A 16,704-nucleotide genomic window follows, 5' to 3' on the forward strand; every position below is an offset into this window, starting at 1 on the left:
CGTGGCAGACAAGTGCAAGATGTCGCCCTGATCCACATCAGCGCCGATCGCCCGCACGAAATCATGTCGCCCGAACGGTGTAAATGTGCGCCGGATCGCCGGTCAAGCTGCGCGAGCGCAAGGATTGGCGATATCGTCCTATCTACATCAACAACGTCACTCGCCAGTCGAATCCGGGGCGCGCGTGGCAGAAGGATTTCCTTCGCCCCTGAGTGGAACGGGAGACGGATCATGGCAGACGGCGATCTCGACTATTTCAGGAACCGCGTCGTCGTCGAGCGCGAACGGGCCCGCAGGGCAAGCAGCCCCGAGGCGCATTGCGCGCATCGGCAACTGGCGGCCGCCTATCTGCAGCGGATCGGCGAGGTCACCGGGCGCGAACGACGCCATGTTTGAAGAAAGCCTGCTGCAACAGCGTATCGCCGGGCGGGCGCACACCGACGCCGCGATCGGCGTCCTGTCGCTGCTCGGCGAGGACGAACGGCAGGCGCTCGCCGACGTCACCTCGTCGGTCCAGCATGTGCGGGCCGGCGCCGATCTGCTGCGTGAGAGCGCGACGTCGCAGCATCTGTATCTGATCGTCGAAGGCTGGGCGTGCCGCTATGCGATCACCCGCGACGGCCTGCGCCAGCTGTCGGCGCTGATCTTTCCGGGCGATGTCGCCAATGTCGATGCGCTCGCCGCACACCGGGCCGGCCACGGCATCCGTGCGCTCTCCGCGCTCAAGGTGCTTGCCATCGGTCGCCAGCATGCCGCGGCGCTCGCCGACGACTATCCCGCGATCGCGCGGCTGTTCCTCGACATCGCCCTCAAGGATCATGCGATCCTCGGCCGGTGGATGGTGTGCAACGGGCGGCTGAGCGCGCGACGGCGGCTCGCGCATCTGCTCTGCGAGCTCAGCGCGCGCTGCGGGCGGCAGGGGATCAATGACGGCAGTTTCGACATGGCACTGACCCAGGAGCAGCTCGGTGACGTGCTCGGTCTGACCTCGGTCCACGTAAACCGGATGATGCAGGAGCTGCGCGGCGACGGCTTCGTCGTCACCGACGGGCGTACAGTGTCGATCCCCGATCTGCGCCGGTTGCAGCATGAGGGCGAGTTCGACCCCGCCTATCTGCGCCTCCGGATGGCCGCCTGACCACCGGCACCCTGGTGCGTGGCGGCGCGCTCAGTCCCCGCGCGTCGGAGCGAGCGGCGATCCGGCATAATCGCGCAGCACCGCGGCGACATCGTCGTAGATCGCGGTCGCGCCCGCCTCGGTGAGCTGATCGTCGCTGAATCCGCCCGATCGCACCGCCACGGCCGCCATGCCGCATTGCACCGCGGCGTCCATGTCATAGGGCGTGTCGCCGATCACCACCGCCTCCGCCGCGGTGACGCCTTCCAGCGTGTCGAGCGCGGCGGCGAAGATGTCGGGTGCGGGCTTGGTCTCGGCGACATCGTCGCTGCTCGTCGTCCCGCTCACCAGCGTCTCGGCATCGAGCAGCTTGAGATAATGGTCGAGCTCCTCGCCCGAGGCCGACGACGCCAGCACCACCCGCTGCCCCTGCGCATCGACGTGCCGCAGCAAATCCGAGGCGTGCGCGAACGGCTGCACCGATTCGAGATAGAGCCGCTTGAAGATCGCGCCATGCGCATCGCCCAGCGCCTCGACCGCGGCGTCGTCGAGGTCGGGGAGCAAGGTCGGCACCAATTTGTCGGTGCCCTTGCCGATCTGGTCGTGCAGCACCTGCCGGTCGAACTGCGCGCCGATGCCGGCAAACGCTTGTTCCCAGGCGAGCACGTGCATGTCGTTGCTGTCCACCAACGTACCGTCGATGTCGAAAAGAACCGCCTTGATCGGCATGACCGCTATCCTGTTGTTGGATCGTGCCAACCAGTGGCGATCGCCGGTCGTTCCGAAGGGATGGCGGCATCGGCCGCCGGTCAGTCGCTGCGCAGGCGGTAGCCGACGCCCAGTTCGTTGGCGATGACGCTGCCGACCGGGTCGGGGGCTTCGAGCTTCTGGCGCAGGTTGCGGATGACGATGCGCAGATATTCGATGCGCGGATCGTCGTCGCCGCCCCAGCAGGCCGAGAGCAGCTTTTCATGCGTGACGATCCGCCCGATATGCCGGGTCAGCAGCGCCAGCACGTCATGCTCCTTGCGCGTCAGATGCACCGGCTCGCCGCCGCGGCTGACCAGCCGGCGATCGAGGTCGATGCGCAGGTTGCCGCGCTCCACCACCTGCGGCGCCGCCTCCGCCGGTCCGCGATGCCGCAGCGCGACGCGCAGCCGGGCGAGCAGCTCCTCGGTATCGAACGGCTTGGTGACGAAATCGTCCGCGCCGAGATCCAGCGCCGTCACCTTCTCGTCGACCGCATCGCGCGCCGAGACGATGAGGATCACCGCATCGCCCTGTTTGCGCAGCAGCGGGATGACACCGAGCCCGTCGCGATCGGGCAGGCCGAGATCGAGCAGGATCGCATCCGGCCGCTCCGCCGCCGCCATGTGGAGCGCGGCGCGGCCATCCTCCGCCTCGACCACGGCATAACCGGCGCGGAGCAACGTGTTGCGCAGCAGCCGCCGGATCGCCGGCTCGTCATCCACCACCAGGATCGTCGCGGGCATATCAGGACAGGCTTTCGTTCGGGGGATCGCGCAGCACCAGCGCGCTGGGGAAGATCAGCGCAAAGGCCGCGCCCGCGCCGTCGGGGCGATTGCGCGCCTCGACCATCATCCCCATCGCCTCGGCGAACGCCTTGACGATCGCCAGGCCAAGGCCGGTGCCGCCGGCGGCGCGATCCGACCCCTCCAGCCGGGTGAAGGTCTCGAACACCTCGCTCTCGCGCCCCGGCGGCAGACCGGGACCGTGATCGAGCACGGCGAGCCGCACCTCACCGAACCGGTTGCGCCCCTCGATGACGATCGCGGTGCCGGGATCGCCGTAGCGCCCGGCATTGTCGAGCAGGTTGAGCAGGCAATGGTGGAGCAATTGCGGATCGGCACGGATCAGCGGCAGGTCGGGCGGCACGTCGAGCCGCACGTCATGCCCTTCGAGCGCGCGGCGGGCATCGTGCGCGGCGCCGGTCACCGCATCGCTGAGGTCGATCGCCTCGACGTTGAGCTTGATCGCCCCCGCCTCGACCCGCGCCATGTCGAGCAGATTGGCGACGAAGCGGTTGAGCCGCGCCGCCTCGCCCTCGATCGTCGCGATCAGCTCGGGGCTGACCTCGTGGTGGAGCTGCGCCGCCGCCGCGATCACCGCGGTGAGCGGCGTGCGCAGGTCGTGGCTCACCGACGACAGCAGCGCCGCGCGCAGCCGGTCGCGGGTCCGCACCACGTCGACGTCGCGCATCTCCGCCTGCAGCCGCAACCGTTCGAGCACCAGCGCCGATTGGTCGATCAGGCTGCTGAGCAGCGGCAGCTGGTCGGCGCGCACCGGATTGCGCCCGCTCTCGCTGGCGACGCCGAGCACGCCGAGCACGCGCTCGCCGGCCTTGAGCGGCTGGAACAGCCATTCCGAGGCGGCGAGCGTGTTCGATCCCTTGCCGGCGGCATTGCCGGTATCGAACGCCCAGTTTGCGGCGGCATTGTCCATCGTATTCAGTGCATAAGCGGGATCGGTCGCGGCGAGCAGGTCGAGCTGCGCGCCATGCCCGCGGCCGAGCAGCACCACCTGCACGCCGAGCAGCCGGCGGACGTCGTCGCAGATCATCCGCGCGGCGGCGTCGAGATCGCTGACCGCGGCGATCTGGCGCAGGAAGCCGGCGAGCGTCGCATTGGTCCGCGCGCTCGCCGCGGCGAGGTCCGCCTGCGCGCGCACCCGCGCGGTGAGCTGGCTGGTCGCCACCGCGATGCCGAGCAGCACGACCACCGAGACGACATTCTCGGGATTGCTGATGGTCAGCGTGCCGACCGGCGGCAGGAAGACGAAATTATAGGCGAGGCTGGAGGCGATGCCGGCATAGAGGCCGGTGCGCAGACCGAACAGGCTCGCCGCCGCCATCACCGGCAACAGATAGAGCAAGGCGACGTTGCCGAGGTCGAGGACGTGGAACAGCGCGCTCGCGACCAGCGTCACCGCCGCGACCAGCGCGGTCGTCACGCCATAGCCGAGCGGCGTGCCCCAGCGGGCGGGCTTGCGCCGGCCGCGCGGTTCGCTGGCGCCGCCCGACACCGGCAGCACGTGCACCGTCACGTCGGGCGTGTCGCGGATCACCCGGTCGACCACCGATCCGTGGCGCAGTTCGAACCAGCGCGAGCGCCGCGACTTGCCGAGCACCAATTGCGTCGCGCGCGCATCGGCGAGGAAGCTCTGGATGCCCGCGACGACGTTGGTCGCCGGCACGGTCGCCACCGCTGCGCCCAATTGCGTCGCCAGCGTCATCGTCGCGGCGACGCGGGCATGTTGCGCATCGCTGAGCTGCGCGGCGCGCGGCGTTTCGACGAACAGGGCGGTCCAGGGCGCGCGCAGGCTGTCGGCGACGCGCTTGGCGGCGCGCACCAGTCCGTCGGCACCGGGCAGTTCGTTGATCGCGACGACGATCCGGTCGCTCCCCGCCCAGGTGCCGCCGAGCCCCAGCGCCCGCACGTCGTCGAGCATCCGCGCGTCGACCGCCTGCGCGGCGCGGCGCAGCGCCAGTTCGCGCAACGCCGACAGGTTCGACTTGGAGAAGAAATGGCCGAGCGCGCGCGTCGCCTCGTGCGGCAGATAGACCTTGCCCGCCTTGAGCCGCTCGATCAGCTCGTCGGGCGGAATGTCGACGACCTCGATCTCGGCCTGTTCGAGCACGCTGTCGGGCACCGTCTCGCGGACCCGCACGCGGGTAAAGCTGGCGACGACGTCGTTGAGGCTTTCGACGTGCTGGATGTTGACGGTCGAATAGACGTCGATCCCCGCCGCGAGCAGCTCCTCGACATCCTGATAGCGTTTCGGATGGCGGCTGCCGGGCGCGTTGGTGTGCGCCAGTTCGTCGACCAGCACCAGCCGCGGCGCACGCGCGAGGATGGCGTCGAGGTCCATCTCGTGCAGCGTCCGCCCCTCATAGGAAACGGCGCGGCGCGCGACGATCTCCTGGCCGCGGGTCAGCGCCTCGGTCTCGGCGCGCCCGTGCGTCTCGACCACGCCGATGACGACGTCGACCCCGTCGCGCCGCCGCGCCGCGCCTTCGGACAGCATCTCATAGGTCTTGCCGACGCCGGGCGCGGCGCCGAGGAAGATCTTGAGCCGCCCGCGCCCCTCCTGCACCGCGGCGCGCAGCAAGGCGTCGGGATCGGGGCGCGGCGGCGCGGCCGCCATCAGCCGTCGCTCCTCATCGGCGCGTCATGCGGTCGAGCGCCTGATTGAGCGCGAGCACGTTGACGTGGCGGTCGCCGAGCGGGGAATCCTCGGTCAGCGGTGCGACCAGCGCCGCGACGCGCGCGACCGGCAGTCCGCGCACCCGGGCGACCCGCGGCGCCTGCGCCAGCGCCGCCGCCGGCGACAGATCGGGATCGAGGCCCGACCCGCTCGCGGTGAGCAGGTCGGCGGGCATATTTTCCACGCCCTCGCCGCGCCGCCTGGCGACATCCGCCTTCACGCGGTCGGCGAGCGCCTGGCTGGTCGGGCCGTAATTCGACCCCGACGAGGCGAGCCCGTCATAGCCCTTGCCCGCCGCGGAGGGGCGCGTCTGGAAATAGCGGTCGCTGGTGAACGCCTGACCGACGACGGTCGAGCCGATCACGCGGCCGCCGCCGTCACGGACGAGGCTGCCGTTCGCCTGGCTGGGGAAGATCGCCTGTCCGATGCCCGTCATCGCAAGAGGATAGACCAGCCCGAGCAGGATCGCGAACAGGATCGTCAGGACGATCGCCGGACGGACGGCGGTAGTGATGTCTGTGTTCATTGTACGATTCCCTACCTTCAGCCCCTCCCCGTCAGGGGAGGGGCTTTCCCGTGTTCAGATCACGCCAGCCCGAGGCCGCCGACGACGAGGTCGATGAGCTTGATGCCGACGAACGGCGCGAGCAGCCCGCCCAGGCCATAGACCGCGAGGTTGCGCGCCAGCAGCGGCCCGGCCGCCATCGGCTTGTACGTTACGCCCTTGAGCGCCAGCGGCACCAGCAGCGGGATGATCAGCGCGTTGAAGATGATCGCGCTGAGGATCGCCGACTGCGGCGTCGCCAGCCCCATCACGTTGAGCACGCCGAGGCCGGGATAGAGCGCGACGAACATCGCCGGGATGATCGCGAAATATTTCGCCACGTCGTTCGCCACCGAGAAGGTGGTGAGCGCGCCGCGCGTCATCAGCAGCTGCTTGCCGAGCCCGACCACCTCGATCAGCTTGGTCGGATCGCTGTCGAGGTCGACCATATTGCCCGCCTCGCGCGCCGCCTGCGTGCCGGTGTTCATCGCCACGCCGACATCGGCCTGCGCCAGCGCGGGCGCGTCGTTGGTGCCGTCGCCGCACATCGCCACCAGCCGCCCGCCGGTCTGCTCCTGGCGGATCAGCGCCAATTTGTCCTCCGGCGTCGCCTGGGCGAGGAAGTCGTCCACCCCCGCCTCGGCCGCGATCGCCGCGGCGGTCAGTGGGTTGTCGCCGGTGATCATCACGGTGCGGATGCCCATCGTGCGCAGCTCGCCGAAGCGCTCGCGGATGCCCGCCTTGACCACGTCCTTGAGGAAGATCGCGCCGAGCAGGCGGCCGTCGCGCGCCACCGCCAGCGGCGTGCCGCCGGCGCGTGCGATCTCGTCGGTGATGCGCCGCAGCTCGGTCGCCGCAGCGGTTTCGCCGGCGCCCGCATTGGCGCGCAGGATCGAATCGACCGCGCCCTTCTGGATCAGCGTGCCGCCGCTCCGCACGCCGGAGATGCGCGTCTGCGCGGTGAAGGGGATGACCTCGGCCCCGTCCGGCAGGGCGGTGGTGGTGACGCGGAAGCGTTCGCGGGCGAGCAGCACGATCGACCGCCCCTCGGGCGTCTCGTCGGCGAGGCTGGCGAGCAGCGCCGCCTCGGCCAGTTCCGCCTCGCCGGCGCCGCCGACCGCGCGGAACTCCGATGCCTGCCGGTCGCCGACGGTGATCGTCCCGGTCTTGTCGAGCAGCAGCACGTCGATATCGCCCGCCGCCTCGACCGCGCGTCCCGATTTGGCGAGCACGTTGAAGCGCACCAGCCGGTCCATGCCGGCGATGCCGATCGCCGACAGCAACGCCGCGATCGTCGTCGGGATCAGCGTGATGAGCAGCGCGGCGAGGATCGCCACCGGGATGCTGCCACCGGCATAAGCGGCAAAGCCCGGGATGGTCGCGACCGCGATCAGGAAGATGATCGTCAGTCCGACGAGCAGCAGCGTCAGCGCCACCTCATTGGGGGTCTTCTGCCGCTCGGCGCCCTCGACCAGCGCGATCATCCGGTCGAGGAAGCCCTTGCCCGGCTCCACCGTCACCTGGACGCGGATCTCGTCGGAGATGACGCGCGTGCCCGCGGTCACCGCGGAGCGATCGCCGCCCGCCTCGCGGATCACCGGCGCGCTCTCGCCGGTGATCGCCGCCTCGTTGACCGAGGCGACGCCCGCGACGACCTCGCCGTCCGAGGGGATCAGGTCGTTGGTCTCGACCAGCACGATGTCGCCGACCTTGAGCTGGCTGGCGGGCACATCGTCATACTGGCGGCCGTCGCCCTTGAGCCGCTTCGCGGTCAGGTCCGCCTTGGTCGCGCGCAGCGAGGCGGCCTGCGCCTTGCCGCGCCCTTCCGCCAGCGCCTCGGCGAAGGTGCCGAACAGCACCGTCAGCCACAGCCAGACGACGAGTTGCAGCTTGAAGCCGATGCCGAGCCCGTCATGGCCGATGGCGAGCAGCACCGTCATCAGCGCGGCGACCGCGGCGGTGACGAACATCACCGGGTTGCGGATCAGCTCCCTGGGATTGAGCTTGACGAACGACGCCTTGATCGCCGGGACGACGAGGTCGGCGGTGAACAGGCTCTTGGTCTGGGTATTCGCCATGATGGCCCCCGTTAGAACAGCTGGCCGCGGATCATCGCGAGATGATCGGCGATCGGACCGAGCGCGAGGCTCGGCAGGAAGGTGAGGCCGCCCAGCACCAGGATGACGCCGACGAGCAGCCCCACCCACAGGCCGCCGGTGGTCGGGAACGAGCCCGCGCTTTCCGGCGTGTATTTCTTGGCGGCGAGGCTGCCGGCGATCGCCAGCACCGGCACGATGATGAAGAACCGGCCGATCCACATGGCGACGCCGAGCAGCCCGTTGTAATAGGGCGTGTTGGCGGTCAGGCCGGCGAAGGCGGACCCGTTGTTCGCGACCGCGCTGGTGAAGGCGTAGAGGATCTCCGAAAAGCCGTGCGGCCCCTTGTTGAGCGGCCCCGCCAGCCCCTGTTGCAGCACGCAGGATATCGCGGCGAGGCCGAGGATGACGAGCGGCAGCACTGCGATCGCCAGCACCGCGAGCTTGACCTCGCGGCTCTCGATCTTCTTGCCGACATATTCGGGCGTGCGGCCGACCATCAGCCCGGCGACGAACACCGCGAGGATCGCGAATAGCAGGAAGCCGTAGATGCCCGCGCCGACGCCGCCGACGACGATCTCGCCCAATTGCATGTTGAACAGCGGGACGAGGCCGCCGAGCGCGGTGAAGCTGTCGTGCATCGCATTGACCGCACCGCACGACGCCGCGGTCGTGATCACGGAGAAGAGCGCCGAGGCGGCGATGCCGAAGCGCACCTCCTTGCCCTCCATATTGCCGCCGGCGACGCCGAGCTGGTGGAGCACCGGATTGCCCGCAGCCTCCGCCCAATAGGTGACGGACGTGCCGGCGAGGAACAGGATCATCATCGCCGCCAGGATCGCCCAGCCCTGCCGCGGATTGCCCACCGCCTTGCCGAAGCACCAGGTCAGGCCGACGCCGAGCACGAAGATCGACAGCATCTGCACCATGTTGGTGAAGGCGGTCGGATTCTCGAACGGATGCGCGCTATTGGCGTTGAAGAAGCCGCCGCCGTTGGTGCCGAGCATCTTGATCGCCTCTTGGCTGGCGACGGGCCCGAGCAGGATCGACTGTTTCGCGCCCTCCAGCGTGGAGACGTCGACCACCCCGGCGAGCGTCTGCGGCACGCCGCCGGCGATGTAGACGAGGGTCAGGACGATGCAGAGCGGCAGCAGCAGGTAGAGCGTGATGCGGGTCACGTCGGCCCAGAAATTGCCCACCGTCTTCGCCTCGCGCCGCGCGAAACCGCGGAACAGCGCGAAGGCGAGCGCGATCCCCGTCGCCGAGGACAGGAAATTGTGGATGGTCAGCCCCAGCATCTGGCTGAGGTTCGACATCGTGCTCTCGCCGCCGTAGCTCTGCCAGTTGGTGTTGGTGGTGAAGCTGATTGCCGTGTTGAACGACAGATGCTCGCCCACCGCGGCGAGATGCTGGGGATTGCCGGGCAGCATCCCCTGCACGCGGAGCACCGCATAGGTGAACAGCATCAGCACCGCGTTGAACAGCAGCATGTGGACGGCATAGCGCCGCCAGCCCTGCTCCTGCTGCGGATCGACGCCGGCGAGCGCGTAGAAGCCGCGCTCGACCGGACCGAGCACGACGTGCAGTGGCGTGCGCCGCCCTTCGTACAGGGCGAACAGCCACAGGCCGACGGGTTTGGCGAGCGCCAGCAAGATGCCGACGAAGCCGAGGATCAGGATCCAGCCCTGCAAGGTCATCGCACCGCCTCCTTCAGAAGCGTTCGGGGCGGATCAGCACCGCCACCAGATAGACGAGAAGGCCGAGCGCGGTCAGCGCCGCCAGCCAGAGGTCGAGCGTCATGTCAGCTCCCTCACGCATTGTCGCACAGGCGGACATAGGCGAGCGTCGCCGCCACCAGTCCGACCATGATCGCGATCCACATCAGATCCTGCATCGGTCGTTCCTTTTCAGAAGGCTGCGGTGAGCGAGGCGAACAGCGTCGAACCGGCGATCGACCCGCGGCCGTCCTGCCCCTTGCTGAAGCTCGGCTGCAGATAGGCCGCCTCACGCCGCGAGATGTCGGTATCGATCCAGCTGAGGTTGACGGTCAGCGGCGTGTTGCGGATCGCGTAATCGGCACCGAGCTGCCAGTCCCAATAGGCGCCGGTCGGCGCGGCGCTGGTCGCATTGGGGCCGAGCCCGCGATTGCCGCGTGAATAGCCGATATGCGCCTTGGCGGTGATCGGCGTCCGCGGCACCGCGACGCCGCCGTCGCCCCATAGGTAGAGATTGTCGTGGCTGGCGCCGGGATGCGTGTAGACGCCCGCCGCCGCCTCGGCGCCGGTGTCATACCATCGGCCGAGCGCCTGCTGGCTCGGTGCATAAGCAACGCCGGCGAGCAGGGTCGCCGGCCCGCTGGTGCCGGACAGCTTGGCGAACAGCTCGGCATAGTCGGTCTTGCTGGCGCCGCCCGGATACATGTACCAGGTCAGCCCGGCATCGACCGTCGCGCTGCCGAAGGCGTGCTTGTAGCCGCCGATCGCATCGAGTTCGAGGTTGGAGCCGCCGAACGTCCCCCAACCGGCGAGGTTCGACGCGAAGGTGCCGACGTACAGGCCGCTGTCGTGCGCGATCGTCAGCGATCCCTGCACCGCCGGCCGGTCGTCGCTCTGCGACACGCCGCGCAGCCGATAGTCGCTCTGCACCGATACGCTGCCGGTCACCGTGATCGGCCTGACCGGCGTGGTCGGCGGTTCGGCGATCGCCTGCGGGCTCGACGGCTTGGCGACGTCCTGCGCCGCCGCGCCCGCCGGATACGCCACCATCGCCGCTACCACGGCCATATGACGCAAGTTCATCGCAACACCCCTTATTGGCGGCGCCCGTCCCGTGACGGCGCCTTCAGGGGTGTGCGATTAGGCGCACGTCGCGTAGCAAATCGAGATCGATTCCCGGCAAAGGCATATAGCGCGCATATGTTTCGCGCTTTTCTTCAACGCGGCGGCGATCAACGCAGCGTGGTGATGATCCCGGAGAAATCCTTGGTCGCCGCGCCATCCTCGACGAAGCGGGCGTAAAGCCGTTCGGCCTGCTCGCCGATCGGCGTGCTCGCGCCGACGCTCCGCGCCGCCTCCATCGCGAGCCGCAGGTCCTTGAGCATCAGCGCCGCGGCGAACCCGCCCTGATAATCCCGGTCGGCGGGCGATGCCGGCCCCACCCCGGGCACCGGGCAATAGCTCGTCATCGACCAGCTCTGCCCCGACGACACGCTGGCGATATCGTAGAAGGCCTGGGCGTCGAGCCCGAGCCGTTCGGCGAGCGCGAAGGCCTCGCACGTCGCGATCATCGTCGCGCCGAGGATCATGTTGTTGCAGATCTTGGCGGCCTGCCCCGCGCCATTGCCGCCGGCGTGGATCACCGCCTTGCCCATCGCCGAAAGAATCGGCTCGGCACGCGCATAAGCGGCGTCGGGCCCGCCGACCATGAAGGTCAGCGTCCCCGCCTGCGCCGCGGCGATCCCGCCCGACACCGGCGCATCGACCGCGACCAGCCCGCGCTCCTCCGCCGCGGCGGCGACGCGCCGCGCGGTGGCGACGTCGATCGTCGAACAGTCGATCAGCAGCGCGCCCGGCGGACAGGCAGCGAAAACGCTGTCGGCATAGACCTGTTCGACGAAGCGGCCCGCGGGGAGCATCGTCACCACCATTTCGGCACCGTCGACCGCCGCAGCGGCATCGGCGGCGACGCGGCAGCCCGCGGCTTCGGCCCGTGCCAGCGCCTCGGCGGACAGGTCATAGGCCGCGACGTCATGGCCCTTCGCCGCCAGATTGGCGGCCATGCCGCTGCCCATGTTGCCGAGGCCGATGAAACCGATCCGCGCCATTCGTCTCTCCTGTGTTTTGCCTGCGCCGCTCAGCCCGGCGTCCACGCCTCGTCCGCCGGCAGCGGTGCGAAGATGCGCGCCACCGCCTCGTCGTCGACCGCCGCAGGCGTGTCCGCCTGCCAGCGCGGCGCCTGATCCTTGTCGACGATCACCGCGCGCACGCCTTCGAGAAAGTCGGGCTGCTGTACCATGCGCGTCGCCACCGCATATTCCTGCCGCATCTCCGCGGCGAAATCGGGCATGGCGGCGCCGTCGTAAAGCAGCCGCAGGCTGACCTTCATCGCCAGCGGCGATTTGGTGCGCAACGTCGCCAGCGTCTGCTGCGCGAACGCACTCGGATCGTCGGCGAGCGCGGCGAAAACGTCCTCGAGCCGGTCGGCGGCGAACAGCCGGTCGATCGCGGCGGCGTGATCCAGGATCCGTGCCGGCCCCGGCTCGACGGCCTGTTCGGCGAGGATAGCCGCGACCGCCTCCGGCCGCGCGATCAGTGCCGCCTTGAGCGTATCGAGCCGCGCGCTGGGCACGTAATGCGTCGCCAGCCCCAGCGCGACGCATTCCGCGCCGTCCAGCCGGTGCCCGGTCAGCGCGACATATTGGCCGATCCGCCCCGGCAGCCGCGACAGATACCAGCCGCCGCCGACGTCGGGGAACAGACCGATCCCCGTCTCGGGCATCGCCAGCTTGGTATTCTCGGTCGCGACCCGATAGCGGCACGGGCAGGCGATGCCGACGCCGCCGCCCATCGTGATCCCGTCCATCACCGCGACCACCGGCTTGCCATAGGTGAAGAGCTGATGGTTGAGCCGATATTCGGTCAGGAAGAAGTTCCGCGCCGCTGCGCCGTCCCCCGCCCCGCTCTCGCTGAGCAGGCGGATGTCGCCGCCGGCACAGAAGCCGCGCGACCGTTTCGCGTCGCCGTCCGGCGCCGGCGCGTGGTCGAGCAGCACCGCGGCGATCTGCGGATCGTCGCGCCAGCGATCGAGCGCCCCGGCCATCGCGGTGCACATGTCGAGCGTCAGCGCATGCAGCGCCTGCGGGCGATTGAGCCGCAGCCGGCCGACGCCGCCGGCCACTTCGGTGATGACATCACTCACTTGTTCCTCCCCGGCACGGGGAGGACATGCGCGCGCCCGATCATTCCCGCACCAATTCCCGCCCGACGATCATCCGCATCACCTGATTGGTGCCTTCGAGGATCGAATGGACGCGCAGGTCGCGCCAGAAACGCTCGATCGGATAGTCCATCAGATAGCCGTAGCCGCCGTGCAGTTGCAGCGCCCGGTCGACGACGCTCGACCCGGTATCGGTGGCGAGCCGCTTGGCCATCGCTGCGAAGCGCGTCTTGTCAGGCGCCTCGCCCGTCACCTTGGCCGCGGCGACGTAGAGCAGCGCGCGCGCCGCCTCCAGCTCGGTCGCCATGTCGGCGAGCGTGAATTGCGTCGCCTGGAAGTCGGCGATCGCCTTGCCGAACTGCCGCCGATCCCTGGTATAGCGGACCGCCTCGTCAAGGCAGCGCTGCGCGCCGCCGAGGCTGCACGCGCCGATGTTGAGCCGGCCGCCGTCGAGCCCGCTCATCGCGATGCGGAACCCGTCGCCTTCGTGGCCGACGAGATTCTCGACCGGCACGCGCACGCCGTCGAACGTCACCTGTCGCGTCGGCTGCGAATGCCAGCCGAGCTTGCGCTCGTTGGCACCGAAGCTCACCCCCGGCATGTCGCGTTCGATGACCAGCGCCGAAATCCCGCGCGGCCCGTCCTCGCCGGTGCGGACCATCGTCACATAGACTTCGTTCTCGCCCGCGCCCGAGATGAACTGTTTGGAGCCGGTGACGACATAATGATCGCCGTCGCGCACCGCGCGCGTCTTGAGCGCGGCGGCGTCCGATCCCGAGCCCGGCTCGGTCAGACAGTAACTGGCGAGCTGGTCCATCGTGACGAGCGCGGGCAAATACTTGCCCTTGACCGTCGCGCTGCCGAACCGGTCGATCATCCACGAGGCCATATTGTGGATCGAGATGAACGCACTGGTCGACGGGCAGCCATAGGCCATCGCCTCCATGATCAGCGCCGCTTCCAGCCGGCCGAGCGCGATCCCGCCCGATTCCTCGGACACGTAGATCGCGCCGAAGCCGAGCTCCGCCGCCGCCTTGATCGTGTCGCGCGGGAAGATGTGCTGCTCGTCCCACTCGCCGGCGAACGGGGTGATCCGGTCGGCGGTGAAGCGGCGCGCGAGCTCCTGGATCTCGCGCTGGTCGTCGGTGAGGTCGAACTGGCCGATGGTCATGCTGTTAGCCCATTGTCGGGATGACGAAAGCGTCCTGGATGCGGCTCGGGCCACCATCCTCGCTGCCGCGCGGCAGGTCGCCGCCGCTGCCCGCTCCCATACCGTCCGGCCAGCGCTGCGTCACCGTCTTGACCTTGGTCCAGAATTTGACGCCCTCCATACCGTGCTGGTTGGTGTCGCCGAACGCCGACCGCTTCCAGCCGCCGAAGGTGTGATAGGCGACCGGCACCGGGATCGGCACGTTGATCCCGACCATGCCGACGTTGACGCGCGCCGCGAATTCGCGGGCGGCATGACCGTTGCGGGTGAAGATGGCGACGCCATTGCCATATTGATGCTCGCTCGGCAGCCGCACCGCCGTCTCGAAATCGGGCGCGCGGACGATCTGCAGCACCGGGCCGAAGATCTCCTCCTGATAGGCGCGCATCGTCGGCGTGACATGGTCGAACAGGCTCGGGCCGATGAAGAAGCCCTGCTCGTGCCCCTGCAACGCGAAGCCGCGGCCGTCGACGACCAGCTCGGCGCCCTCGTCGACGCCGGTCTGGATCCATTGCTCGATCCGATCGCGATGCTGCGCGGTGACGACCGGGCCGTAATGCGCCTCCGCATCGGTCGAGACGCCGACGCGCAGCGCATCGATCGCCGGGATCAGCTTGGCGCGCAACGCCTCGGCGGTGCGCTCGCCGACCGGCACCACCACCGGCAGCGCCATGCAGCGCTCGCCCGCCGAGCCGAAGGCCGCGCCGGCGAGATCGGCGACGACCTGATCGAGGTCGGCGTCGGGCATGACGATGCCGTGGTTCTTGGCGCCGCCCATCGCCTGGACGCGCTTGCCCGCCGCGACGCCGCGCCGATAGACGTAATGCGCGATGTCGGACGAGCCGACGAAGCTGACCGCACCGATGGCGGGATGATCGAGGATCGCGTCGACCATCTCCTTGTCGCCATGCACGACCTGCAGGATGCCCTCGGGCAGCCCCGCCTCGCGGAACAGTTCGGCGAGCCGCACCGGCACGCTCGGATCGCGCTCCGACGGCTTGAGGATGAAGGCGTTGCCGGTGGCAATCGCGACGCCGGACATCCACAGCGGGATCATCGCCGGGAAGTTGAACGGCGTGATGCCAGCGCCGATGCCGATCGGCTGGCGCATCGAATAGACGTCGATCCCCGGCCCGGCGCCCTGGGTATATTCGCCCTTGAGCACGTGCGGAATGCCGCAGCAGAATTCGATCACCTCGAGCCCGCGCTGGATATCGCCCTTGCTGTCGGCGATCACCTTGCCGTGTTCCGACGAGAGCAGCGCCGCGAGCGAATCCATGTCGCGCTCGACCAGCTCCTTGAAGCGGAACATCACGCGCGCGCGCCGTTGCGGATTGGTCGCCGCCCACGCGGGTTGCGCCGCCTGCGCCGCGGCCACCGCGCGATCGAGATCGGCGCTGCCGCCGAGCCGCACCTCCGCTTGGACCTGACCGGTGTTGGGATCGAACACCGACGCGGTGCGGCCGCCGGCAGAGCCGCCCTGCCCGGCGATGACATGGTCGATTGCGCGCATCTTTCTCTCCTTGGTCGCTTGCCTGCACCCCTGCCTGCGTGCAAGCAAGCAGCGTTTATGCAATCCGAACCTGCAAAAACGCACGGCCCGGCCGCACTGCCGTGGAGCGACCTGCAATCCTTCCTGGCGATTGCCGAAAGCGGCCAGCTCGCGCGCGCCGCGCAGGTGATGGGGGTGGACGCCTCGACGATGGGGCGGCGGCTGCGGCGGCTCGAGAAGCGGCTCGGCCAGACGTTGTTCGAACAATCGCGCAGCGGCCACCTGCCGACCAGCGCCGGCGAGCGGCTGCTCGCTCAGGTGCGCGCGATGCAACGTGCCGCCGAGCCGATCCAGCGCCAGCCCGATGCCGGCGGGATCACCGGGCTGCTCAGGGTCAGCGTGTCGGAGGGGTTCGGCACCTGGATCGTCGCGCCGCTGCTCCGCGCCTTCACCGCCGAGCACCCGCAACTGACCATCGACCTCGCCGCGACCAGCGGCTTCCTCAACCCCTCCCGGCGTGAAGCCGATATGGCGATCCTGCTCGCCCGCCCCCGGTCGGGTCCGGTGGTCAGCCGCAAGCTCGCCGACTACAGCCTGCGCCTCTACGCCAATCCCCGCTTCCTGGCCGAGCGCCCGCCGATCGACTCGGTCGCCGCGCTCGCCGGACTGCCGCTGATCGGCTATATCCCCGACCTGCTCTACGCGCCCGAATTGCGGTACCTCGACGAGATCGGCGAGGGGCTCGAACCGACGCTGCGCAGTTCGAGCATCAACGCGCAATATCGGCTGATCGCGGCGGCGGCCGGGATCGGCGTGCTGCCGCGCTTCATCGGCGACGCCTCCGCCGATCTCGTACCGGTGCTGCCCGAACGGCAGATCCGCCGCACCTTCTGGATCGTCACCCATCAGGACACACGCCGCCTCGCCCGCGTCCAGGCGTTCCAGAGTTGGCTGATCGCGCAGGTGGAGCAGCAGCGGGAGCGGCTGCTGGGGTGAGGCCGAGCCCTCGGGAACGCACGAAAGCCCCGGGCCGTGGGGGCTGGGGCATTGGTGGTGTTTTGGGATGGTTGCGGGGACAGGATTTGA

The 16,704-nt window shown here is 69.3% G+C and carries 15 protein-coding genes; 3 read left to right on the forward strand and 12 right to left on the reverse strand.

Features of this window, described 5'->3' with window-relative positions:
* Nucleotides 1-231 precede the first annotated feature (231 nt).
* Nucleotides 232-396 (forward strand): hypothetical protein, encoded by a 165-nt coding sequence (locus tag V8201_RS14765; protein ID WP_153810812.1) that lies wholly within the window; start codon nucleotides 232-234, stop codon nucleotides 394-396.
* The gene (locus V8201_RS14770; protein ID WP_051583739.1) at nucleotides 389-1,138 is read left to right on the forward strand and encodes a Crp/Fnr family transcriptional regulator; all 750 of its coding nucleotides are present in this window, start codon (nucleotides 389-391) and stop codon (nucleotides 1,136-1,138) included. Before V8201_RS14765 ends, V8201_RS14770 begins: the two co-directional genes overlap by 8 nt.
* A 30-nt stretch (nucleotides 1,139-1,168) precedes the next feature.
* Here the strand turns inward: V8201_RS14770 and V8201_RS14775 are convergent, their stop codons facing one another.
* From V8201_RS14775 to V8201_RS14830, 12 genes are all read right to left on the reverse strand, one after another.
* Nucleotides 1,169-1,846 (reverse strand): HAD family hydrolase, encoded by a 678-nt coding sequence (locus V8201_RS14775; RefSeq protein ID WP_037536965.1) that lies wholly within the window; start codon nucleotides 1,844-1,846, stop codon nucleotides 1,169-1,171.
* Between the two features lie 80 nt (nucleotides 1,847-1,926).
* Nucleotides 1,927-2,610, reverse strand: a complete 684-nt coding sequence (locus V8201_RS14780) for a response regulator transcription factor (RefSeq protein WP_336545751.1) — start codon at nucleotides 2,608-2,610, stop codon at nucleotides 1,927-1,929.
* Between the two features lies 1 nt (nucleotide 2,611).
* Complete coding sequence (locus tag V8201_RS14785) at nucleotides 2,612-5,281, reverse strand: DUF4118 domain-containing protein (RefSeq protein ID WP_336545752.1); 2,670 nt, start codon at nucleotides 5,279-5,281, stop codon at nucleotides 2,612-2,614.
* Nucleotides 5,282-5,294: 13 nt separating this feature from the next.
* Entirely contained in the window at nucleotides 5,295-5,867 is a 573-nt protein-coding gene (gene kdpC, locus V8201_RS14790; RefSeq protein ID WP_271300138.1) for a potassium-transporting ATPase subunit KdpC, read from the reverse strand.
* Nucleotides 5,868-5,926: 59 nt separating this feature from the next.
* A complete protein-coding gene (kdpB, locus tag V8201_RS14795; RefSeq protein ID WP_336545753.1) occupies nucleotides 5,927-7,963 on the reverse strand; it encodes a potassium-transporting ATPase subunit KdpB in 2,037 nt (678 codons plus the stop codon).
* Nucleotides 7,964-7,974: 11 nt separating this feature from the next.
* Entirely contained in the window at nucleotides 7,975-9,678 is a 1,704-nt protein-coding gene (gene kdpA / locus V8201_RS14800) for a potassium-transporting ATPase subunit KdpA (protein ID WP_271300136.1), read from the reverse strand.
* 13 nt (nucleotides 9,679-9,691) lie between these two features.
* Nucleotides 9,692-9,781 (reverse strand): K(+)-transporting ATPase subunit F, encoded by a 90-nt coding sequence (kdpF, locus tag V8201_RS14805; RefSeq protein WP_037531783.1) that lies wholly within the window; start codon nucleotides 9,779-9,781, stop codon nucleotides 9,692-9,694.
* A gap of 107 nt (nucleotides 9,782-9,888) precedes the next feature.
* Complete coding sequence (locus V8201_RS14810; RefSeq protein WP_336545754.1) at nucleotides 9,889-10,779, reverse strand: TorF family putative porin; 891 nt, start codon at nucleotides 10,777-10,779, stop codon at nucleotides 9,889-9,891.
* 149 nt (nucleotides 10,780-10,928) lie between these two features.
* On the reverse strand, nucleotides 10,929-11,849 hold the full coding sequence (gene mmsB, locus V8201_RS14815; RefSeq protein ID WP_336545755.1) for a 3-hydroxyisobutyrate dehydrogenase: 921 nt from the start codon (nucleotides 11,847-11,849) through the stop codon (nucleotides 10,929-10,931).
* Nucleotides 11,834-12,898, reverse strand: a complete 1,065-nt coding sequence (locus V8201_RS14820) for an enoyl-CoA hydratase/isomerase family protein (protein ID WP_336545756.1) — start codon at nucleotides 12,896-12,898, stop codon at nucleotides 11,834-11,836. Before V8201_RS14820 ends, mmsB begins: the two co-directional genes overlap by 16 nt.
* A gap of 40 nt (nucleotides 12,899-12,938) precedes the next feature.
* Nucleotides 12,939-14,087, reverse strand: a complete 1,149-nt coding sequence (locus V8201_RS14825) for an acyl-CoA dehydrogenase family protein (protein ID WP_336545757.1) — start codon at nucleotides 14,085-14,087, stop codon at nucleotides 12,939-12,941.
* 4 nt (nucleotides 14,088-14,091) lie between these two features.
* Nucleotides 14,092-15,639, reverse strand: coding sequence for a CoA-acylating methylmalonate-semialdehyde dehydrogenase (locus V8201_RS14830; RefSeq protein ID WP_336545758.1), 1,548 nt, complete (start codon nucleotides 15,637-15,639; stop codon nucleotides 14,092-14,094).
* A gap of 57 nt (nucleotides 15,640-15,696) precedes the next feature.
* On the opposite strand from V8201_RS14830, the gene V8201_RS14835 reads away from it, so the two are divergent.
* Nucleotides 15,697-16,614, forward strand: a complete 918-nt coding sequence (locus V8201_RS14835; protein ID WP_037536980.1) for a LysR family transcriptional regulator — start codon at nucleotides 15,697-15,699, stop codon at nucleotides 16,612-16,614.
* Nucleotides 16,615-16,704 lie beyond the last annotated feature (90 nt).

It is taken from the genome of Sphingomonas kyungheensis (assembly GCF_037120395.1).
GTDB classification, from domain to species: Bacteria; Pseudomonadota; Alphaproteobacteria; order Sphingomonadales; family Sphingomonadaceae; genus Sphingomonas; species Sphingomonas kyungheensis.

Excerpts from the sequence above, each read along its gene's own strand:
- V8201_RS14780 (WP_336545751.1), bottom strand. The coding sequence starts at position 2,610 with ATGCCCGCGACGATCCTGGTGGTGGATGACGAGCCGGCGATCCGGCGG.
- V8201_RS14825 (WP_336545757.1), bottom strand. The coding sequence starts at position 14,087 with ATGACCATCGGCCAGTTCGACCTCACCGACGACCAGCGCGAGATCCAG.
- V8201_RS14810 (WP_336545754.1), bottom strand. The coding sequence starts at position 10,779 with ATGAACTTGCGTCATATGGCCGTGGTAGCGGCGATGGTGGCGTATCCG.
- kdpB (WP_336545753.1), bottom strand. The coding sequence starts at position 7,963 with ATGGCGAATACCCAGACCAAGAGCCTGTTCACCGCCGACCTCGTCGTC.
- V8201_RS14765 (WP_153810812.1), top strand. The coding sequence starts at position 232 with ATGGCAGACGGCGATCTCGACTATTTCAGGAACCGCGTCGTCGTCGAG.
- V8201_RS14770 (WP_051583739.1), top strand. The coding sequence starts at position 389 with ATGTTTGAAGAAAGCCTGCTGCAACAGCGTATCGCCGGGCGGGCGCAC.
- V8201_RS14775 (WP_037536965.1), bottom strand. The coding sequence starts at position 1,846 with ATGCCGATCAAGGCGGTTCTTTTCGACATCGACGGTACGTTGGTGGAC.
- kdpC (WP_271300138.1), bottom strand. The coding sequence starts at position 5,867 with ATGAACACAGACATCACTACCGCCGTCCGTCCGGCGATCGTCCTGACG.
- kdpF (WP_037531783.1), bottom strand. The coding sequence starts at position 9,781 with ATGACGCTCGACCTCTGGCTGGCGGCGCTGACCGCGCTCGGCCTTCTC.
- V8201_RS14830 (WP_336545758.1), bottom strand. The coding sequence starts at position 15,639 with ATGCGCGCAATCGACCATGTCATCGCCGGGCAGGGCGGCTCTGCCGGC.
- V8201_RS14835 (WP_037536980.1), top strand. The coding sequence starts at position 15,697 with ATGCAATCCGAACCTGCAAAAACGCACGGCCCGGCCGCACTGCCGTGG.
- V8201_RS14785 (WP_336545752.1), bottom strand. The coding sequence starts at position 5,281 with ATGGCGGCCGCGCCGCCGCGCCCCGATCCCGACGCCTTGCTGCGCGCC.
- kdpA (WP_271300136.1), bottom strand. The coding sequence starts at position 9,678 with ATGACCTTGCAGGGCTGGATCCTGATCCTCGGCTTCGTCGGCATCTTG.